Origin of the sequence: Leadbetterella sp. DM7 (genome assembly GCF_040829825.2) — a bacterium.
Classification (GTDB): domain Bacteria; phylum Bacteroidota; class Bacteroidia; order Cytophagales; family Spirosomataceae; genus Leadbetterella.
In genome coordinates, this window is sequence record NZ_JBFOLH020000007.1 from 1 (window position 1) to 21,282 (window position 21,282).

General features: G+C 52.7%; 13 protein-coding genes and 1 rRNA gene. All 14 read right to left on the reverse strand.

All coding sequences use genetic code 11. The features are described 5' to 3' along the window. A 16S ribosomal RNA gene (locus AB2U10_RS09845) occupies positions 1-311 on the reverse strand; the annotation flags it as partial. A 140-nt stretch (positions 312-451) separates the two neighbouring features. Further along, complete coding sequence (locus tag AB2U10_RS09850; protein WP_367913926.1) at positions 452-655, reverse strand: hypothetical protein; 204 nt, start codon at positions 653-655, stop codon at positions 452-454. 175 nt (positions 656-830) lie between these two features. Further along, a complete protein-coding gene (locus AB2U10_RS09855) occupies positions 831-1,904 on the reverse strand; it encodes an aldose epimerase family protein (RefSeq protein ID WP_367913927.1) in 1,074 nt (357 codons plus the stop codon). Positions 1,905-1,999: 95 nt separating this feature from the next. Further along, a complete protein-coding gene (locus AB2U10_RS09860) occupies positions 2,000-3,655 on the reverse strand; it encodes a sodium/sugar symporter (protein ID WP_367913928.1) in 1,656 nt (551 codons plus the stop codon). A 15-nt stretch (positions 3,656-3,670) separates the two neighbouring features. After that, complete coding sequence (locus AB2U10_RS09865) at positions 3,671-4,369, reverse strand: L-ribulose-5-phosphate 4-epimerase (RefSeq protein WP_367913929.1); 699 nt, start codon at positions 4,367-4,369, stop codon at positions 3,671-3,673. 181 nt (positions 4,370-4,550) lie between these two features. Then, positions 4,551-6,041, reverse strand: a complete 1,491-nt coding sequence (gene araA / locus AB2U10_RS09870) for an L-arabinose isomerase (protein WP_367913930.1) — start codon at positions 6,039-6,041, stop codon at positions 4,551-4,553. Continuing rightward, positions 6,034-7,665: a ribulokinase gene (locus AB2U10_RS09875; RefSeq protein ID WP_367913931.1), complete on the reverse strand. Its 1,632-nt coding sequence runs from the start codon at positions 7,663-7,665 to the stop codon at positions 6,034-6,036. Before AB2U10_RS09875 ends, araA begins: the two co-directional genes overlap by 8 nt. Positions 7,666-7,722: 57 nt before the next feature. Continuing rightward, positions 7,723-8,421: an NUDIX hydrolase gene (locus AB2U10_RS09880; protein WP_367913932.1), complete on the reverse strand. Its 699-nt coding sequence runs from the start codon at positions 8,419-8,421 to the stop codon at positions 7,723-7,725. Between the two features lie 147 nt (positions 8,422-8,568). Then, positions 8,569-10,551 (reverse strand): alpha-L-arabinofuranosidase family protein, encoded by a 1,983-nt coding sequence (locus AB2U10_RS09885; RefSeq protein ID WP_367913933.1) that lies wholly within the window; start codon positions 10,549-10,551, stop codon positions 8,569-8,571. A gap of 175 nt (positions 10,552-10,726) precedes the next feature. Beyond that, entirely contained in the window at positions 10,727-12,265 is a 1,539-nt protein-coding gene (locus AB2U10_RS09890) for an alpha-N-arabinofuranosidase (protein ID WP_367913934.1), read from the reverse strand. Then, positions 12,262-14,556 (reverse strand): beta-L-arabinofuranosidase domain-containing protein, encoded by a 2,295-nt coding sequence (locus AB2U10_RS09895; protein WP_367913935.1) that lies wholly within the window; start codon positions 14,554-14,556, stop codon positions 12,262-12,264. Before AB2U10_RS09895 ends, AB2U10_RS09890 begins: the two co-directional genes overlap by 4 nt. 2 nt (positions 14,557-14,558) lie before the next feature. Beyond that, a complete protein-coding gene (locus AB2U10_RS09900; RefSeq protein WP_367913936.1) occupies positions 14,559-16,478 on the reverse strand; it encodes a glycoside hydrolase family 97 protein in 1,920 nt (639 codons plus the stop codon). A 178-nt stretch (positions 16,479-16,656) separates the two neighbouring features. Beyond that, entirely contained in the window at positions 16,657-18,282 is a 1,626-nt protein-coding gene (locus AB2U10_RS09905) for a RagB/SusD family nutrient uptake outer membrane protein (protein ID WP_367913937.1), read from the reverse strand. Positions 18,283-18,304: 22 nt separating this feature from the next. Then, positions 18,305-21,280, reverse strand: a complete 2,976-nt coding sequence (locus AB2U10_RS09910; protein WP_367913938.1) for a SusC/RagA family TonB-linked outer membrane protein — start codon at positions 21,278-21,280, stop codon at positions 18,305-18,307. Between the last annotated feature and the right edge of the window lie 2 nt (positions 21,281-21,282).

The following is a 21,282-nucleotide window of genomic DNA, read 5'->3' on the forward strand; positions in this document are numbered from 1 at the left end:
TATCTCAGTGCCAGTGTGGGGGATACTCCTCTCAGAGCCCCTAAGGATCATCGCCTTGGTGAGCCGTTACCTCACCAACTAACTAATCCTACGCACGCCCATCCATATCCGATAAATCTTTTAACATCAATCCATGCAGACCAATGTGTTATGCGGTATTAATCCCAGTTTCCTAGGGCTATCCCCCTGATATGGCCAGGTTGCATACGCGTTACGCACCCGTTCGCCGGTGACATTGCTGCCCCCTCGACTTGCATGTATTAAGCCTGCCGCTAGCGTTCATCCTGAGCCAGGATCAAACTCTCCATTGTAAATATCTCTACTTAGAAGTTGCTTGCCTACTCTTACCTATCTAATTTTTACAGCTACCCCGTATCTCTACCGGGCAACTTGTGCTTCCATCTTTATCCCCAACAAGTTAATGAACTTTATCCCACTTATCGTGAGCTTGTCAGCCCTGCTCCTCTTCCTCCTTCTTCCCGGCCTGTTTTCCCCTTTTTTCTACCCCTCTCGTCGTTTGGGAGTGCAAAGGTAGAACCTTTTTTCTTCCCTGCAAAACTTTTTTAAAATATTTTTTTATTTCTTTTTCGTTCTGCCCTCTCTTACTTTCTGAAAGGATTGCAAAGGTACAACCCTTTCCTGATTTAGCAAGCATTCAGGCATGATTTTTTATTAAAAATCACAAAAAATTTACCTTTCTCTTGTCTGTCAATACTTTACAGGAAAGCCCCGGAAAACCGCCTCCGCCTCATAATCAGAATCAGGAAGGGCCGCCCGTGCAGAAACTGCAAACAGGCGGCCCCGTATAGCTTGTCCGGCCGGTAATTTTCTTATAAAAACCGGTATACTGTAGTAGAGGTATACGTTTCACCGGGCTTCAGCAAAGTAGACGGAAACGACGGCTGATTGGGCGAGTCAGGATAATGCTGGGTTTCCAGGCAGAACCCGGTACGGTACGGATAGCTCCGGCCTCCTTTCCCTTTGTATTCTCCTGTCATAAAATTACCCGAATAGAACTGGATGGCCGGCTCGGTGGTCAGCACTTCCATTTCTCTTCCCGACTTCGGATCCGAAACCCGGCCTACCGGCTTCAGTGTAGTAGAAGAGTCGGTAAAGACCCAGCAGTGATCATATCCTTTACCAAAACGGATCTGCTCGTCACCGGCGCCGATTCCGTCACCGATCCGGGTAGCCCTGGTAAAGTCAAACACCGTACCGGCCACCGCCCGCCGTTCACCGGTAGGGATCAGCGTTTCGCTCACCGGCAGAAACCGGTCGGCATCCAGGGTCAGCACGTGATCGGTGATGGCTCCGCCCCCGGCCAGGTTAAAATAGGTATGATTGGTCAGGTTCACCACAGTTTCTTTATCGGTAGTGGCTTCGTAATCGATTTTCAGGGAGTTGTCTTTCTGTAAAGTATAGGTAACCGTTACCTGAAGATTGCCCGGGTAGCCCTGCTCTCCGTCTTTCGCCAGGTAGCTCAGCTTCAGCTGCGGCTCTTCACCGTCTGCCGGGGTAGCGGTCCACAGTACTTTGTCAAATCCTTTTTCGCCACCGTGAAGCGAGTTCGGACCGTCATTGAGAGGCAGCTGATAGGTACTGTCACCAAGGGTGAATTTCCCGCCGGCTATCCGGTTGCCGTAACGGCCGATGATGGCACCGAAGTAGGGGCTTCCCGCTACATAGTCTTCCACCGTTTCATAGCCCAGGGCAATGTTGGCGTACTTCCCGTCTTTGTCCGGGGCGGTCCAGGAAGTGATGGCACCCCCGTAGTTCGTGACCTTCACCTCCATGCCGTTGGCATTGGTAAGCGTATAGAGGTCGGCTTTTGATCCGTCGGCCAATACCCCGAAATCTGATTTCACTATGTTGGTCACCGGTTTTTCTTTACTGCATGCTGTCATGATCAACAAAATTAGCCAATACTGTGTTTTCATAATTTTAAAATTTAGCTTGAGCTATGTGCCACGCGGCAGACCGCTCTTTTCCATTGCAACGTTTACCAGAAAATATAATATATGAGTGTAAACAGGCCGAAGACACCCAATGCTCCCAGAACAAACGGCCGTTCTACCCTGAACCATTCTTTTTTCAGGGCAAATGCTTTCGGATTATCTTTTCCTTTTGCCTGGATCAGGCTGATGGTCACATGCGCCACCACACAAATCCAGAACACCAGGCCCATGCGGTTCAGGAACGGCATTTCCGGGAACTGGTATTTGAAGAAGGCCGATAAGGGAATGCTCAGCACAGCCGCCGCCAATGCGCCGCCGGTACCGGCTTTCTTCCAGAAGAACCCGAGCAGGAATATACACAGGATACCCGGCGAAATAAACCCGGTATACTCCTGGATGTATTCAAAGCCCTGTCCGAAGTTCTTCAGCAGCGGGCTGATCAGCAACGCAATTATAAAGGAAACGATAATTGCCACCCTGCCGTATCGAACCGTCTGTTTTTCGTTCAGGTTTTTATTGAAGAATTTCTTGTGGATGTCCAGCATATAAATGGTCGATACCGAATTGGCCTTCCCTGCCAGGCTGGCCACAATAGCCGCCGTAAGCGCGGCAAAGGCCAGGCCTTTGAGACCGGTAGGCAGGATGTTCAGGAGTACCGGGTAGGCGTTGTCGGGCCTGACAATACCATTATCGGTGATTCCGCTTACAATGGCCTGGTCGGCATTTTCCTGGAAGAGCACATAGGCCGCCAGCCCGGGAAGTACAACAATAAACGGCATCAGCAGTTTCAGGAAAGCCGCAAAAAGCAAGCCGTTCCTGGCCGTGCCCAGGTCAGCACCCAATGCCCGCTGGGTGATGTACTGGTTACAGCCGAAGTAGTTGAAATTCACAATCCACTGTCCGCCGATAATGAACATCATGATACCGGGAAGCTGCTTATAGGCATCGGTTTGCCCGCCCTTGCCGTCGTGCACAAAGAATTCATTGGGCCGGAAAATCATGTGCAGGTGCGAGTCGGCCTTTTCCTTAATCAGGTGCAGCCCCTCAAAGATCCCGCTGCCCGAGCCCACCTTATCGGAGAGCAGGTCCAGGGCAAGATAGGTAGTGGCCAGTCCGCCTACCACCAGGCAGATCACCTGGATCACATCGGTATAACCGATCACCTTCATACCGCCAAGGGTAATAATCACTGCAAAAACGGTCAGGAAGACGGCGCAGCTCATAAAGCTGAAGCCCGTCATCTTTTCCAGGCTGATGCCGCCCAGGTAAATAATGGAGGTGAGGTTAACCAGGATATACAGGAACAGCCAGAACACGGCCATAATGGTGGCCAGCCGGCTGTCATACCGTACCTGCAGAAACTGCGGCATGGTATAAATGTTGTTCTTAAGGTACATGGGCAGGAAGTAAACGGCGATCACCACCAGGGAAATGGCCCCGATGAGCTCATAGGCGGAAATGGCCAGTCCCAGCTGGAAGGCCTGGCCGCTCATGCCGATAAATTGTTCTGCCGAAATGTTGGAGGCGATGATCGAGGCGCCGATGGCCCACCAGGTCAGCGAGCCTTCTGCCAGGAAAAAGTCTTTGCTGTCTGCGGTTTTTGAACCTTTGTTCCGGTAGATCCAGATCCCGTAGATCGATACGATCACGAAATAGGCCAGAAAGATTCCATAGTCCAGTGTTTCCAGTCCGAGTTTCATAAGGTTAAAGGTTAATCAACATCCCTGACCGTAGTAGGCATTTTTGCCGTGCTTACGTTCATAATGTTTCATTCGTAAGGTTTCTTTTATTCTTTCCGTGCCGGGGTTGATCTGCAGGGTCAGGTAGGCCATGCGGGCTATTTCTTCGAGTACGGCGGCGTTATATACCGATTTGGCAGCGTCTTTTCCCCAGGTAAACGGACCGTGGTTCTGAAGCAGCACCATTTCCACTTCCCGGTGGGAGAGTCCTCTTTGCCGGAAGGCGTCAAAGATCTGGTTCCCGGTCTCGTATTCGTAGTCGCCTTTGATCATCTCATCGGTCAGCACCGGCGCACAGGGGATGTCCTGGTGCGTATGATCGGCGTGGGTGGTTCCGAAAACCGGGATATCCCGGCCGGCCTGTGCCCAGGCCACCGCATAGGTGCTGTGGGTGTGCGTGATGCCCCCGATGTCTTCCCAGGTCTTGTACAGAAGCGCATGGGTTTTGGTATCGGAAGAAGGGCGCATCTTGCCTTCCACCACCCGGGCGTCGTAATCCATGATCACGATGTCTCCCATCCGGAGGCTCTCATAGGGCACCCCGCTGGGCTTGATGGCGAATACGCCTCTGGCGCGGTCTACCGCACTTACATTGCCGAAGGTGAACAGCACCAGCCCCAGCCTGGGGAGCTGCATGTTGGCTTCGTAGCATTCTTCTTTTAATGACTTGTACATAATATCTTGTTTGATGGAGGTTGGTTTCCGGTTCCTGACGTCGCGGTTCCTGACGTCGCGGTTCTCGACTTCGCTTGGTTCTCGACTTCGCTTGGTTCTCGACTTCGCTCGAACTGACAAGTGGCGACGGCTCCTGTCAGTTCGAGCGAAGTCGAGAACCGGATGCCTTATACACTCCCTTTCATTTATAGCTTACATCATTAAACCGGATCTCGTTTTTCAGATTCCGGATGGTGGTATCCTTATCGATCACCAGCAGCTCTATTCCCAGCATTTCTGCAAAGTCTTCGAGGTATTCGGTACTAAGGTTCTGGCTGTATACGGTATGGTGGGCACCTCCGCCCAGGATCCACGATTGCAGGCCCACTTCCATAGAAGGCTGCGGCTTCCAGAGCACACGGGCCGTGGGCAGCTTAGGAAACTCCCGATCTACTTTCATGCCTTCCACTTCGTTCACGAGCAGGCGGAAGCGGTTTCCGAGGTCAATTAACGATGCGTTCAGGGCATTACCGGGCGCGCCGTTGAATACCAGCCTCACCGGGTCTTCTTTCCCGCCGATTCCCAGCGGATGAACCTCACAGCTGACCGTTCCTTCGGCTATTGTAGGACAAATCTCCAGCATATGCGAGCCCAGTACCATTTCATTGCCCGGCTCAAAGTGATAGGTATAGTCTTCCATAAAGGTGTTTCCGCCTTTCATGCCGCTGGCCATGAGCTTCATCACGTGCACCAGGGCCGAGGTTTTCCAGTCGCCTTCGCCACCGTAACCGTACCCGGCCGCCATCATGCGCTGCGAACCGATACCCGGAAGCTGGCGCATGCCGTACAGGTCTTCAAAGGTATTGGTATAGGCCGAAAAGCCGCCGTCTTCCAGGAAGGCCTTCAATCCCAGCTCTATACGGGCGGCTTCTACCAGCGAGTTGCGCCGGTCGCCTCCTTTCAGCAGCGAAGGCATAAGCCGGTACGTATCTTCGTATTCCTGCATCAGGGTTTCGACCTGGCCGTCTGAAACCTGGCTGATCACCGTAACAAGGTCACCTACCGCATAGGTATTCACCGAGAAGCCGAATTGGGCTTCGGCGGCTACCTTGTCGCCGTCGGTTACCGCCACCTGGCGCATATTGTCGCCAAAACGAGCCACCCGCATGGTTTTCATTTTGTACACCCCGGCAGCCACACGTGACCATACGTTGATGCGCTCATGAACCCTGGCGTCTTCCCAGTGCCCCACCACCACTTTGCGCGGCATCCTGAGCTTGGCCATAATAAAGCCGAACTCGCGGTCGCCGTGCGCCGACTGGTTCAGGTTCATGAAGTCCATGTCGATATCTGCGTAAGGGATATCGCGGTTAAACTGGGTATGCAGGTGCAGAAGCGGCAATTGAAGAGTGTTCAGTCCGCGGATCCACATTTTGGCCGGCGAAAAGGTGTGCATCCAGGCAATGATGCCGATACAGCCGGGCGCCGCATTGGCTTCCCTGCATATCTGAAGTATTTCTTCGGGTGTTTTTACAACCGGCTTGAAAACCACGCTTACTGCTATATGCGGAGAGGTGTTCAATGCGTTAGCAATCACTTTCGAATGTTCGTCTACCTGACGTAGGGTTTCCTCTCCGTAGAGGTGCTGGCTACCTGTTACAAACCACACCTCAAAAGTTTTAAGATTAAGCATTGGTAATGTTTCCTAATTTTTGATATTTAGCGTATAATTTCTGATATATTTCAACAAATTCAGGCCGGGGGGTATATTCCCTGTCAAAGCCCGAGCCCATTTTTTCCTGGGCTGTTTTTACGTCGGGATAGATGCCTGACACCACGGCGGCAAACATGGCCGCACCCAATGCACAGGCCTGGTCAGCGGCCGCTACCCTGATGGGCACATTCAGCACATCTGACAGGTTCTGCATCACAAAAGGTGATTTTTTGGCCACTCCGCCAATGGCAATCACTTCGCGGATAGGCACACCTTCTTCTATAAAGCGGTCAACAATGGCTTTTGAGCCGAATGAGGTGGCCTCTACAATGGCTTTGAACAGCCTTACGGCATCAGTGCTCAGGTTCATTCCTGTGAAGGTAGCTTTCAGGTTGTGGTTGGCATCAGGTGTTCTGCGGCCGTTGATCCAGTCGGTTGCCACCACATCGTTTTCCGATACCGGGAGCTTAAATGCCTCCTCTGAGAGGTAAGGCAGTATTTTATCGGCCATTTCATTGGCTGCAGCCTCTCCCAGGATGGCCCTTACCGGGCCGGTCAGCAGGCGCTGGAACCAGGCGTAATAGTCGCCGTAGGCCGATTGCCCCGCTTCCATGCCCAGGTAGCCGGGCACTACAGAACCGTCTACCTGTCCGCAGATCCCCTTTACAAGCGTGTCTTTCATTTCATCAAGGGGGGCCGTGAGGATATCGCAGGTAGAAGTACCCATCACCCGCACAAAGGCGTAAGGGGTAATCTCTGCTCCTACCGCTCCCATGTGACAGTCAAAGGCCCCTACCCCGACCACTACGTTTTCCGGGAGCCCGAACTTCCCGGCCCATTCGGCCGAAAGGTGCCCCACCGCTTCGTCAGAGGTAAAGGTATGCCGGTAAAGGCGCTCTCTCAGGCCGCCCAGGAGGGGGTCAACGGCTACCAGGAATTCCTCCGGCGGAAGGCCCTCAAATTCTTCATTCCACATGGCTTTGTGGCCTGCAGCGCAGCGCGATCTTCTGATCTCCAGCGGCCGGGTATTGCCGGTCAGCACAGCCGACATCCAGTCGCAATGCTCTACCCAGGAGAAGGCGCTCTGCCGTACGGCCTGGTCGGTGCGGTAGGTTTTCAGTATTTTTGCCCAGAACCATTCTGACGAGTAAATACCGCCCACATATCTGGTGTAGTCTACCGCAGACTGGCGGGCGGTATGGTTAATTTCTTCCGCCTCCCGGTTGGCGGTATGGTCTTTCCAGAGAATGAACATGGCGTGCGGGTTCTCCGCAAACTCCGGGAGCAGCGATAAGGGCGTTCCGTCTTCATTCACGGCCACTACCGTAGAGCCCGTGGTATCAATGGAAATTCCCTTCACATTTTGCTTCTGTTGGGTCGTCAATCCCGCCAGGGCACCTGTTACCGCCTCTTCTATGGCTTCCAGGTAATCTTTCGGGTGCTGGCGGAACTGCGATACGGCCGCATCGCAAAACCGGCCTGCTTTCCATCGTTTATAGTAACTTACTGCGGTTCCCGCCATCTGCCCGTTGGCCGTATTGACCACCACTGCCCTTACCGAGTCAGTGCCGAAGTCAATACCAATGGTATACATGTCATTCATTTGTTTGGTGTCTTTTTAACACATTAATTTACGATCTTTTTCTATTCTCCCCGGTTTTCACCCTTTGCCCGGCGAAATAAAATAATGGAAGCTGTTAAACTGCCGGTGGTATTTCTCCTGGTCCAGCTTATACAAGACTGCCTTTTTGGTAGCCGATTTCTCGTTCTTCTCCCCGGTATCGATCAGCAATTTGGTAGAAAGAATCTTCCGGCTGAAGTTTCTCCTGTCCAGCGGCTCATTGTAGATCTCCTCGTACAGCTTCTGTAGTTGGGGGATGGTGAATTTTTCCGGCAGGAGCTCAAACCCGATCGGGTGCATGGCCGCTTTGTACCGCAATTTTTCCAGGGCCAGGTCTACCATTTTATTGTGATCAAAAATGAGATCCGGCCGCCGGTCAAGATTGATCCAGTAGGCGTTCTGCGCCCTGGCGGCATCCTGGTCATGGGCATGGATGTTGATCAGGGCAAACAGGGCCACCGAGATGGTCCTTTCTACCGGGTCACGATCCACGTCACCGAAGGTCTGCAGCTGTTCAAAATAGATGTCTCTCAGCCCGGTAAGCTCAAAAAGAATCCGGTTAGCTGCCTCTTCCAGGCCCTCGTTACGCTCTACAAAGCCCCCCATCAGAGACCAGTTCCCTTTTTCCGGTTCAAATTTCCGCTTAATTAAAAGCAGCTTTAAAAATTCACCGTCAAAACCGAATACTATGCAGTCTAAAGCTACCAAAAGTCTTTCAGCATGAGCATATCTCTCCATAGCGGATGTAATTGTTAAACTCTCAGAAGCCTGCATTTTATTTTATATCGTAGTCTATCTCACACAACATTAAGGGGAATATTTTATTTCCGCAAAATATTGTTATTAAAATAACGGTTTCGGTTAAAATCCAAATATCCCGGCCGATCACGATCCCACCCGGATCCTGTATACACTGAAAGAGCTCGCGGGAAGATCCAGAACCAGCTTTTTCTTTTTGGTATCCACCACCACTTCCGATGGCTGCGGCGACACGTGCAATGCATCCCGGATCGAGTTCATGGCTTCCGGGTTATCGCTTGCCATGCGCGAAAGTATCGCCCGGGCCGGAAGCTTCTTCAGGCCGCTGAGCAGCACCTCGTGCTTCACCGGTCCCGGAGAAGTATTGGTGATCTTCAGGATAATCTCTTTTGCGGTTTCGTCCCATACGGCCGAGGCGAACAGGTTGTCCTGCCCGGTCAGGGGCTTCCCGTTATCGGTGATGTTCAGGAGGTGGGTGCCCCGGTGGGTGCTGAACTGTTTCTGAACGTAATAGCTCGGCGTTCCGTAGATGTTGAGGTTATCCAGCCAGATCAGGTCAGGCGACCACTGCCAGCCATCTACGTGCGCAAAAAGCGGGGCATACGAAGTCAGCCGCACCACGTCGGCATTTCTCTCCATGCCGGTCATAAAGGCTGACTCCGACAGGGCGGCCAGCCAGTTGTTTACATTGATATCGCTACCGGCATTCCGGGTATGCGACGCCCATTCGCCCACAAATATCTCCGGGCCGTTCCGGTCATAGGTATCGTACCGGCCTGCATTTTCCATCAGCCAGGATGGCGCCTTATAGGCATGCTCGTCAATGATATCGATCTTCATTTCCCGCAGCGCTTTGTTGAGCAGGTCAAAGCGGTCCCCTTCTGTGGTGGTTCCCGAGCTGGCTACGATCTTCACTTCGGGGTATTTTGCCTTGATGGCTTTCTGAAATACTTCCAGGCGCTCAATATACTGCGGCCCCCAGTTTTCATTTCCTACCCCGATAAATTTGAGGTGGAAGGGTTCGGGGTGTCCCATTCTTATCCGCTCCCTGCCCCAGGTAGTGCCGGCATCCCCGTTTGCAAATTCAATGAGGTCAAGCGCATCCTGTACGTAGGGATCCAGGTCATGCAGCTCTACCAGCTCGGCCGAGTTGAACTGGCAGGCCATGCCGCAGTTCAGGATGGGCAGCGGCTCGGCCCCGATATCTTCTGCCAGCTGAAAGTATTCAAAAAAGCCCAGCCCGAAAGTCTGGAAATAATCAGGTGCTGCCCGGTACGGAAATTCAACGTTCCAGCGGTTCATGATCAGCTGCCGGTCTTCAACGGGACCGATGGTTTTTTTCCACTGGTAGCGGTTATCCAGGTCAATGCCTTCCACAATGCACCCGCCGGGGAAACGGATAAAGCCCGGCTTCATGTCGGCCAGCATCTGCACCATATCGGCCCGCATACCGCCTTTACGGCCCTTCCAGGTATCGGTGGGGAAAAGGGAGATCATGTCAAAATCGGTTTGCCCGTTCCCGGTAAGCCAGAGGGCCATTTTCCCTTTCTGAACGGTCCGGGTAGAGGTAAAGCTCACTTCCAGCTTCTGCCAGCCGTTACTTTCACCGCTTACTTCCCGGCTTTCTCCCGAGCCCACTACCTCGTTTTTCTCGTTCAGCAGTTCGATATAAAGCTTAAAAGAGCCTTTTTTCACCCGGTAAAGCACAGAAAAATCATAGCTCAGGTCTTTCTTTAAGCCCATGCCGCGGAAGCCCTCGTTAATGAGGCCCAGGTCGCCTTTCCGGTTGTTGTTCAATTGTACCGAAAGATAGCGGGGATTGGAAGGGCGGTCAGGCTGGTTCTTGATCTGGAGCTGGCCTTCCACAAAGGTTTTCTGCTTTCGTTCCCAGCCCATCCAGGGTTTTGAGAATTCAAAGGAGCGGTTTTTGACCAGCTCGGCGTAGATCCCGCCGTCAGCTCCGAGATTAATATCTTCAAAAAATACACCCCACATGGTAGGTGCTATTTCCGCCCCTTTCTTTGAGGCATCCAGCTGCAGGGTCTTCTGGGCAAAAAGACCGGGAGACAAGAGGCAGGTAGCGAAAAGAGTAATAAATAGTTTGTTCATATTCATAAAAGTTCTCAATTCCAGGTTTTTTGATTCACACTTTGTGCCATTTACTTTGTGTACTTTGTGCTATTTACTTTGTGCAATTTTTTGTTATATATTTTTCACAAAGTACACGAAGTGAACTGCACAAAGAACACTACGGTTTTGATCTGCCCGTTTTATCTGGCATCGGCTATTTAAGATTTAATACGATCACCGAGTGGGCCGGAACAGTCAGCTTAAGCACTCCGTTAGTGAGCCTGGCTCCGGAGAAGTCTTTTATTTTTATTTTTTCCGGGTTGTCAAAGGTGTTGTGGTCCAGCACGCTGCCTGAAGCCAGGATCTGGCCTGTAACCCGGCTGTAATTTTCGCCTCTCAGGCTGATGGTTACTTCCTGGGGTTTTGCATAATCAATATTGGTCAGCGAAATGTTCAGGCTGCCGTCTTTCTTCGATGCCGAGGCGGAAACTGCCGGAACAGACCGGCCCTCAAAGGTATAATTCTGCGTTTCCAGGTGAATGGGTACCCGGAGCGCATCCTGGTGCACGTTATACATTTTCATCACGTAGTAAGTGGGGGTAAGCAGCATTTTCTCCCCTTCGGTCAGGATAACCGCCTGCAGCACATTCACGATCTGCGCCAGGTTAGCGCCACGCACCCGGTCGGCATGGTTGTTAAAGATGTTCAGGGTCATGCCGGCAATCATGGCATCGCGCATGGTGTTCTGCTGGTAGAGAAACCCGGGATTGGTGCCCGGCTCCACATCGTACCAGCCGCCCCATTCGTCCACGATCAGGGCCACCTTCTTTTGCGGATCGTATTTATCCATGATGGTGGAGTGGCGAACGATCAGCTCTTCCATTTTCCAGGCCTCGTCCATAATTTTAAAGTACTGCGACTCATTAAAGCCTGTGGCAGGCCCTTTATGGTTCCATTCAATAACCGAATAATGGTGCAGCGCCACACCTGACAACATGCCGTGCGGTATATTTTTCATGAGGGTTTCGGTCCATGCATAGTCGGCATCGCTGGCGCCTGAGGCAATCCGGAACAGTTTGGCGTCATTGGTCCAGCTGGTCATAAAAGTGGCATACTGGCGGTACACATTGGCATAGTATTCTGCGGTCATGTTGCCGCCGCAGCCCCAGGCTTCGTTACCTACACCCCACATTTTCACATTCCAGGGTTTTTCCCGCCCGTTTTTCTTCCGCAGTTCCGACATCGGGCTTCCGCCAGGGTGGTTCACGTAGTTTACCCAGTCGGCCAGGTCCTGCACCGTACCGCTGCCCACATTACCGGCCAGGTAAGGCTCAGCCCCGATCTGCTCACACAGATCCAGGAATTCATGGGTGCCGAAGCTGTTGTCTTCGGTAACCCCGCCCCACCACACATTGATCATGGACGGCCGCTGGTCTTTGGGCCCGATACCGTCTTTCCACTGGTAGGCATCGGCAAAGCAGCCGCCTGGCCAGCGCAGGTTGGGCACCTTCAGCTCTTTCAGCGCTTTTACAATGTCATTCCTTACGCCGTTGGTATTCGGGATGGCGGTATTTTTTTCTCCCACATAAATGCCGTCATAAATACACCGGCCGAGGTGCTCGGCAAAGTGCCCGTAAATGTGCTTATTGATCTGCGTTTGAGCCAGATCCGGGCTCAGGGTGATCCGGGTCTGGGCCTGCAGCCCGGCCAGGCTCAGGAGCAGGGTGACAAGGGTGAGTTGAAGTTTTTTCATTGAATGAGAATTTTGGTTAAACGGGGCGTACGGCCGCCGTTTTCACCGGGTTGAATTTTTATCCTGATGCTGGTTTCGTTTTTAATGTCTACCGATATTTTGTTGCCTTCTTCCGCCGTGAAAGGACGCACTTCGCCGTTGATCTCTATTTTCAGGTTGGCCGGTTTGTCAAGCCCGTAAATATACAGCCGGGAGCCCCCCTTATTGGTCATTTCGTAGGCCATATACCCGGCGGTGCTCCGCCAGAAAGCGCCCATATCATACCCTGAGCTGCTCTTTTCTCCCCGGTAGGCGTGGTCGGCCTCGGGTTGCTGCTCACCCAGATTAACCTGGTCGATGATGCTGTCTTCAAAGGCTTTTTTGCGGGCTACCGATTCTTTAAATCCTTCGTACTCCTGCGGGGTGAGCACCTGGAAATACATCTGGTACCTTGCTTCATGTATTTCAAAGAAAGGCTTGAGCGCGATGCCGTCAACCGTAAATTCGAGCCCCTGCCCTTTCCTCACCTGTGGGGCAATATCCTTTGTATCCGACACAAAAACGTGGCCTGAGCTGAGTGGGAACATCCTGCCATGGGTTTCATGGCCCATGCGGCTGTCGTCAGCAAAGAGGCCGGCCAGGTCTTCTTTCCCGGTTTCTGCCGCCAGCACTATCGGGCCGTATTTGAAAGCCACCCAGTGCGTATCGTTCGGCAGGAATTCCCGGGTAACTTCTGCATCAAATTTCAGTGTCAGCTCATCACCGGCCTTCCATTTCCGCGAAAAACCCGCAAAGCCGTCTTTGATCTCCGCTTTTATCTTTTTCCCGTTCAGGCTGAATTCCGGCGATTTCATCCAGCCCGGAACCCGGATCTCCAGCTTATTAAGCGGGCCTCCTTTTTCAATTTTAAAGCGGGCTTCGTTCCGGTAAGGGAAACCGGTACTTTGGGTCAGCTGTATCCCGTTTGCATCCAGGCGGGAGGCCACCAGGAGATTAACAAAAAGGGTATTCCCCCTGTGCGTATACACCAGCTCCCCGTATTTGGTATGGTTCTCCAGCCCGGTACCCACACAGCACCACATGCTGGTTTCGGGTTGGGAATAGACCCGGTAATGGTTGGGCCGGATCGGGGTAAAATACACGAATCCGCCCCTTACGGGGTTCTGGCTGGAGAGAATATGGTTGAACATGGTTTTCTCGTAGAAGTCGAGATATTTTGTATCGCCTGTTCTTACATACAATGCTTTAGACAGCTTCAGCATGTTATACGAATTGCAGGTCTCGGGTCCCTGGTTGGTTTCCAGCATTTTATCAAAGCGGTCCAATTCGTGGAAATGTTCCCGGTAGCTGTTTCCGCCGAAAGCCACCGAGCGGTGATTAGCCACGTTATCCCAGAAGAATTCAGAGGCCGTTTCCCAGTCACGGTTGTGCGTTACCTGCGTAATCTTCTCCACCCCTACTATTTTCGGGATCTGCGTATTGGCATGCAGCCCGGTAAGAATATCTTTCTGCGCTATCATGGGATCCAGGAAGGCCTTCTGGGTCAGGCGCTGCGCCGCATCCAGGTATTTGCGATTGCCGGTGGCCTGGTATACATCCAGGAAAGCCTCGTTTAGTCCGCCGTGCTCTGTTTTCAGCACCTGCTCCACCTGCTCATCGCTGAGGCCGGAAAACAGCCCGATCATCCAGTCGGAAAGCCCGGTCAGCACCTTTAAGGCCTGTTCATTGTGCCCGAAATGATAGGCATCGTATAACCCGGCAAACAGCTTATGGATGTTGTACAGCGGCACCCAGGTATTGTTCAGGCCGAAGGAGCTTCCGTCGATGTCTCCTTTCCGGATTCTTTCCCAGAAAATTTTACCCTGCGGAATGCCCCCCACATAGCCGTTCCCGTTTTTCTGCTGGCATTGCGCCAGCTGATCCACCATATAACCGAGCCGGGTTTTCAGCTCTTTTTCACCGGTAGCGGCATACATCATGGCCAGCGCCGAGAGGTAATGCCCGCCTATATGGCCGTCAAGACCGCTGCTCTCCCAGTTGCCGTATCTTTCGGCTTTTACCGGGATCCCGGCATCGATCTGGTAAGGAGCCAGGAGCTTGTCGGGGTTCAGGGCCAGGATGTATTTCAGGTCAGTGTCTTCGGCATTTTTGAAAACGCCGCCGGAGAGCTTCACGTTTTCCAGGGGAAACGTTTGCTGCTGCGCCAGGACAGGGAGGCCGGAGGTGAGGAAGAGCGTTATAAGCGCTAAGCTTACGCGTGAGCGATATCCTGATTTTATGCGGTTCTCCATATAATATTCCTCCCCATTCATATTTATTTCGCTTCAAATACTCCCACAAAACCCCCGTTTGCCGGTAGCCTGATCACCCCTGAGGGTGTATATTCTCTTTTCACCGATTCCCGGTTCGACACATCTTCAAAAATATATCCTTTGCCGGCAAAAGACAGGTCGGCTTTTATTTCCCGTGCCTGCTTTTCCCCGTTCATGCCCACCACGTACCATTGGTTTCCGGAGCGCCGGGCCAGCACCACGTATTTTCCCGGGTAACCGTCAATAAACCGGGTTTCATCCCAGTGCGCAGGCAGGTTGCGCAGGTAATTCTTAATGTCTTCACTCTGGCGGGCCATGCCGTAGGGCGACTCGGCCAGGTGCTGTATGCCCGACAGGAACATCACCGGCGAAGCCAGCTCAAAGGTTTTGGTCGTGGCCCGGCTGATCCGCGGTATGCTGTCGAGGGTCATGGGCGTATAGTCCATGGGGTCAAAAAGATTACGGGTAAACACGGCCGTGACCACGTGCGCCGCCTGCTCATTGGCAAACGCCTGCTCAAAAGTGACCATCTCCTGGCCCTTGATGGCTTCGGCGGTCATCAGGTGCGGGTAAGTACGCTGCCAGCCGCGGGGAAGCGTGGCCCCGTGAAAGTTGATCAGCAGGCCGATATCGGCCGCATCGTTCAGGATATCGATATAGTACCGGATCATCGACTGCCCGTCACCGCCGAAGAAGTCGATTTTCACCCCGGCAATGCCCATGTCTTTGATCCGCTGAAATTCTTTCCGGCGGCCTTCCCGTGTCAGCAGCATATTTCGCGGGTGGTAGGGCGTGGTATTCCAGGCCCCGGCCGAGTTATACCACAAGATGAGCTTTACATTTTTTGAAGCGGCGTAAGCGGCCAGCTCTTTGATTTTTTCGTACCCGATGCGTGTATCCCAGTTAACATCCACAAGGCAGTACGCCCAGTGCATATCGGCGGCGAAGTCGATGTACATGCGGGTGGTGTCGTAATTGATAGATTCGTCTTTCAGGATGATCCAGCTCCACGAGGCCTGGCCGGGTCTGATCCATTCCGTGCTTTTCAGGGAAATGGCTTTGGGCGCCACGTCTGTACCCAGGGTAGATTCCGAAACGGTCTTCAGGGAGCCCACGGTCACTACGCGCCAGGGCGAGTACCATGGGAGTTTCGACTCCGGGTTCAGCTCGCCGCCGGTAAACACCTCGGGAGCCTGTGGAAACCCGATGCGGTATTCTCCGCCCGGAGAATCGGCCTTCAGGCGTGTGCCGCAATACGTGCCGTCGAGGCCGGCTTCGGTAATGGCCACGTAAATGTCCTGTGCGGTTTTGAAAAGCGCCGGGTATACCCAGCCCGCCTTAATGGGCGAAGGTGTTCCTGCCTTTATCTCCCGCTGGTAGCCCTCTTCGTAAGAAGGGTGGCAATGCTCCCAGCCGGTCTGCGCATCCGACATGGGCTGCAGCCAGCCTACAGCACTTTCTTCAAAGTTAAAGGAGGTCAGCTCTTCGGTAATGTATTTCACATCGGCAGAGGTCTCCGGGAAATAATAGCGGAAAGCCAGGCCGTCGTTAGAAAGCTGAAAGATCAGGTCGAGCTTCTGGTTTCCGGCATTTCTGAGGTGAAAAACATAGCGGTTGGCCTCGTATTTTATTTTGTACTTTTTGGCGTTCAGGGTTTCGTATTCGTCGGTCACCTTTGCCGGCTTCTCTGCCTGGAAAAGATAAAGATCCCGCGTGAAATCGCCGTCCGTGCGTATTACGCCCAACCGCGACGGCTCCAGCACCGTTTTGCCGCCATAGGTGATGCTGTAGGCATACGAACGGTCTGCACCAGAGGTTAAGGTAACTTTCAGCTGCTGATCGGGACTGACCATTTCCTGCGCAAACAGGGGTGCTGCAAACAGGGAAAAAACCAAGATAAAGAGCCGTCCAAAAACGTTCATTATTTTCTATATTAGTGTCAAAAAGACACATTTTTAAGGTAAAAAGAAGCGGGAAACCCTTCGTGATGAAACACCTGCTCCCCGCTTCTTACAAATTTAAAACACAAACCTGTTAAAACAAAACAATTCCTCTATAAAATTACATTCTTCCGTCTTGCTTACGCTTTTTTCCGGTCTTTTAATATCCCGGGTTCTGCCTGAGCTTGGTATTTTTATTGAGCTCTATGGTAGGAATAGGGAACAGGTTTTTCTTCACGTCATTGGTTGCCGTATGCGATAACCATGATTTTTGGGAAAAGACCCCGAACCGGATCAGGTCCTGCCGGCGGCGGCCTTCCTGGTCAAACTCCCAACCCAGCTCGTCGAGGAATCTTCCGTAGGTAATATCGCCTGCCCCTTCGGTGGTTTTAACCGAAATGTCTCTCCGGCCATAGTCGTAAACGCCTCCGCCTTTGAGCTGGGCACCTGTAACCGTGGCCTTGGCCGGGTTATTTTTAAAGGCCCGCTGCCGTACCTGGGTTACAATCTGCGCCGCCTCGTTTTCACGGCCCAGCCTCAGCAGGCCTTCGGCCTTGATCATGAGCACATCGGCAAAGCGGAATACCGGGAAGTCGTTACTGAGCTGCACCGCCGCTCCTTTTTTGATTTCAAATTTACCCAGCCGGAAACCGTGAACCGATTCGGCCGATTCTATGCCGGGCACCTCATTGATGTAGTCAAGCGGCTTGTCTTTGAAGGCCCCCATTCCGCAGATCAGGGGCTGGCCGCTCGAAGAATATTGCGGGCCCTGGATCCAGTTGGCCGGCATCCGCTCATCGTCTTTGTCATACGAGTTAATAAACTGCGGAATGGCGCTCATACCTCCCCACGGAGCGCTCTTGAGGTCATAAGTGGCCTGGTTTTCCGGAGAGAGGCTTTGCATGTGCAGGTCAAAGGCATTCCAGTTATCGGTATAGATCTCGTCGAGCGGCAACGCCCATATGATCTCTTTGGAGTTCTGATTTTCGGTCACAAACACATTTTTCTGCGCAGGCTCCAGCACAAAGCCGGCCCCGGAGCTGATCACTTTTTCAGCGGCGTCTATGGCCTTCTGCCATTGTGCCGTTCCGGTGTAGACTTCGGCATTCAGGTACATTTTTGCCAGGAGCGTATAGGCTGCCCACTGGTTAAAGGTGCCGTAGGTAGATACGTCGTTCCGGGTGCTGAGCAGGGCCACATTGTCTTCTATTTCCTTCACGATAAAGTTAAATACTTCAGTCCGCGAAGATTGCTCGGGGAGGAAGCCGTCAGGCAGGTCAAACTGTGTAACCACGGGTATATTGCCGAACATGTCGATCAGGATGTAATAGTACGATGCCCGCAGCACTTTCAGCTCGGCCAGTGTAGACGCTTTGTCATCACCCACCATAGGGATCAGCCCTGATTCTATCTGGTAAATCACGCGGTTGCAGTTGGTAATGCCGGCGTAGGTTCTTGACCAGGTATTGACCACGATACCCTCTTCGGCCGTCCATTTGTGCTCATGAATCCTCCGGTACACGCCGCCGTCTACCCAGCCGTTAGGCCGGCCGGGAATGACCTCCTGGTCGCCGCTGAGCTCCTGGGCCCGCCACAGGCCGTCCCAGTCAAGAAGAATAAAGCGCCAGTTGGAATAGGCCGCTCCTTTCAGGGAGGCCAGGTCAGAGGCTGTAGGATTAAACTGGCTGGCAATGATGGTGGTATACGCCTTGTCTTTGAGGTCTGTGCACGACTGGATGGTCAGCAACCCTCCCAATGCCACCGATAACAGTTTTATATTTTTCATTATAATTTCATATTAAGGTTGATTAAAAACTCAGGTTAAGCCCAACGGTATAGGTCCTGGCGGTAGGGTATTTGTCCCTGTCGTCATTGCCCGGGTTCAGGCCCATCCGGTTTACTTCGGGATCTATGCCTTTGTAGCCGGTAAACGTAAACGTATTCATGGTAGACACATATACCCGGCACGAGCTGATGTATTTGTTTTTCAGGTCAAAGTTATACCCTGCCGTGATGTTATCGATCTTCCAGAAGTCACCGTCTTCTATGTAGTAGCTGTTAAATTCCAGCGGTGCGGTAAGCAGGGCTTTCCCGAATACTTTTTCCGTAGAAGACTTCAGCCGGTTATAGTTCACAATGGTAGGGTTTTCAAAGTACATCCGCTGGAAGTTCAGGATCTGGTACTTGAAAGCACCCCGCATGGTTACCGTGGCGTCAAACCGTTTGTAACGGATACTGTTGTTCCAGCCGGCATAGTATTTCGGCAAGCCGTTACCCAGCACCTGCTTGTCTTCAAACGAATGGCCGAACTGGTCGTATCCTACCCGTTCGCCGTTTTTGTTCTCGTAGATCCATTTGCCTTTTTCATCAATGTCTACCACCTTGAAGCCGTAAAAGTCGCCGATGCCCTTACCAATAAACACGATGTTCGTGAAGGTCTGGATAGGCTCGCCCGTTCCGCCGGTAGTAAAGTAGTCATTGGTGGTCTGGTAGAGGTCATTGGACAGGCTCACCAGCCGGTTTTTATTGGTAGAGAAGGAAAGGGTGCTGGTCCATTCAAAATCAGGGGTACGGTACGGAACAATGTTCACAATAGCCTCCAGGCCTTTGTTTTCCATCACACCCACATTGGCACGGGTGGTGGGGTACAGGTTAGGCGGACTGGGCACCTGGTAATCGTACAGCAGCCCTTTGATATTCCGTACGTAGTAATCCACACTACCGCTGATGCGCCCTTTTTTAAGGGTAAAGTCAAGCCCGGCATTGGTTTCATGCTTTTCTTCCCAACGGATGTTGGGGTTCGGGTTGGTGGTAGGCCCCAGTGATCTCACCCAGCTTCCGTTACTGTAGATGTAGCCTCCGTAACCCAGCTGCGCCTGGCTGAGGAAAGAGGAAGAAGGCGGGTTACCGGTCACCCCGTAGCCTATCCGCAGCTTAAGGTCATCAAATACCTGCTGGTTCTGCATGAAGCTCTCGTTGGTGATCCTCCAGCCTGCCGAGGCTGCAGCAAAGGTTCCCCAGGGCTTGTTTGCCCCGAAAAGCTGGCTGGCGCCTTCGTGCCGCACACTCCCCATCAGCAGGTATTTGTCGTCAAAGCTGTAGGTCAGCCTCGAGAAGAAGCTGATCAGGTTGGTTTCACTTTTGCTGCTGCCTATGGTGGCCTTGCCGTCGGTCAGGGCATTGCCCAGGCTGATATTGTGGTAGCTGAAGATGTCGGTAGGGAAATCGTAGTTCCTTAAGAAGTTACTGGTATATTCGTTCTCCTGGTACCCGTAACCGCCCAAAAGCGAGGCCTTATGCTTACCGAACTGCCGTGAGTACTGCCCGGTTATTTCCATCAGGCGGTCAATAGACAGGGCGTTTCCTATGGCTGCATAGCCGTTCATGTTATCGCGCAGGGTAGAGATATGCTTCTTGGTTTCCGAGTAACCGGCGTTATTGTTGTAGCGGGAGTAGGAAACCAGGGCATTAAACCGCCAGGCGTTGGTAGGCGTATAGGTCAGGCTCGCATTCATGCGGGAGTTCACGCTTTTGGTCACACCGTCGCTTTCGTAGAGGCGCGACAGTGGGTTCTCGTAGTTGAAGTTCCCGGTTTGCTCAAACCAGTCGCCGTTTTCATCATAAATGGGCGATGTCGGGTTCCGGATCAGGGCCTGCCGGTACACATAGCCGTTGAATGAGCCGCCGTCCTGGGTCTGGGTAAAGCTGTTCACCTGGTTCAGCAGGCTCACGTTCAGGTTCAGCTTGTCATTGAGCATGCTGTGGTTTACGTCAATACGCCCGGTAAATGTAGCGTTATCTGATTTTTTGAAGATCCCCTCCAGGTACCGGTAGTTGGCCGTAGCAATATAGTTGGTGCGGTGTGATCCGCCTCTGAACGTCAGGTTGTGTACATTGGTCACCGGCGTTTGCGAGATCTCCTTCAACCAGTCGGTGTTGCTGCCCAGGTCCCACGATGCATCACGGGTACCGGCCGCAATCTGGTTGCGGTAGTCCTGCGCGGTCAGCATATCCAGCTTGCGGGCAATGGTCTGGAAGCTCACGCTTCCGCTGTATTCCACCACGCTGGTCTCCTGTCCTTTGGCCCTTTTGGTGGTGATGAAGATAACACCGTTGGTTCCGCGAACACCGTAAATGGCCGCGGCAGAACCGTCTTTCAAAACGTCAATCGACTCAATGTCTTCCGGTGCCACGGTGTTCAGGCTGCCGGGCACTCCGTCAATGATCACCAGCGGATTGCTGTTGGCGCCGAAAAGCGTGGTATTTCCCCGGAGCAGGATCTGCGTTCCGCCCACCGGGTTACCGCTGGGAGCAGAAACCGTCAGCCCGGCCACTTTGCCCTGCAGGAGCTGCCCGGCATCGGCCACGGGGCCTTTCACAAAATTCTCTGACTTGATGGTAGCCACCGAGCTGGTCACGTCACCCGCTTTCTGGGTACCGTATCCCACCACCACCACTTCCGAGAGATTGGTATTTTCTTCCTCCAAAGTCACGTTAAGAATGGTTTGTCCGCCAATCGCCATTTCTTTCCTGGTATACCCGATCAGCGAAAAAGCAAGGGTTGGCCCCGGAACGCCCGCCGGAACAGTCACCGAGTAGTTTCCCTTGTCGTCTGTAACACTTCCGGCATTTGTGCCTTTAACCATTACACTTACACCTACCAAAGCTTCATTGGCAGCGTCAGTGACTTTACCTCTCACCACCGTCTGCGCCGAAACCGTAAGAGCAGTAAAAAGGAGAAGGAGGCTTCCCCAAAACCATCGGCCTTTGTAAATTGTTCTCATAA

Excerpts from the sequence above, each read along its gene's own strand:
- AB2U10_RS09895 (WP_367913935.1), bottom strand. The coding sequence starts at position 14,556 with ATGAATGGGGAGGAATATTATATGGAGAACCGCATAAAATCAGGATAT.
- AB2U10_RS09890 (WP_367913934.1), bottom strand. The coding sequence starts at position 12,265 with ATGAAAAAACTTCAACTCACCCTTGTCACCCTGCTCCTGAGCCTGGCC.
- AB2U10_RS09860 (WP_367913928.1), bottom strand. The coding sequence starts at position 3,655 with ATGAAACTCGGACTGGAAACACTGGACTATGGAATCTTTCTGGCCTAT.
- AB2U10_RS09855 (WP_367913927.1), bottom strand. The coding sequence starts at position 1,904 with ATGACAGCATGCAGTAAAGAAAAACCGGTGACCAACATAGTGAAATCA.
- AB2U10_RS09880 (WP_367913932.1), bottom strand. The coding sequence starts at position 8,421 with ATGGAGAGATATGCTCATGCTGAAAGACTTTTGGTAGCTTTAGACTGC.
- AB2U10_RS09910 (WP_367913938.1), bottom strand. The coding sequence starts at position 21,280 with ATGAGAACAATTTACAAAGGCCGATGGTTTTGGGGAAGCCTCCTTCTC.
- AB2U10_RS09850 (WP_367913926.1), bottom strand. The coding sequence starts at position 655 with ATGCTTGCTAAATCAGGAAAGGGTTGTACCTTTGCAATCCTTTCAGAA.
- AB2U10_RS09865 (WP_367913929.1), bottom strand. The coding sequence starts at position 4,369 with ATGTACAAGTCATTAAAAGAAGAATGCTACGAAGCCAACATGCAGCTC.
- AB2U10_RS09905 (WP_367913937.1), bottom strand. The coding sequence starts at position 18,282 with ATGAAAAATATAAAACTGTTATCGGTGGCATTGGGAGGGTTGCTGACC.
- AB2U10_RS09875 (WP_367913931.1), bottom strand. The coding sequence starts at position 7,665 with ATGAATGACATGTATACCATTGGTATTGACTTCGGCACTGACTCGGTA.
- AB2U10_RS09900 (WP_367913936.1), bottom strand. The coding sequence starts at position 16,478 with ATGAACGTTTTTGGACGGCTCTTTATCTTGGTTTTTTCCCTGTTTGCA.
- AB2U10_RS09885 (WP_367913933.1), bottom strand. The coding sequence starts at position 10,551 with ATGAACAAACTATTTATTACTCTTTTCGCTACCTGCCTCTTGTCTCCC.
- araA (WP_367913930.1), bottom strand. The coding sequence starts at position 6,041 with ATGCTTAATCTTAAAACTTTTGAGGTGTGGTTTGTAACAGGTAGCCAG.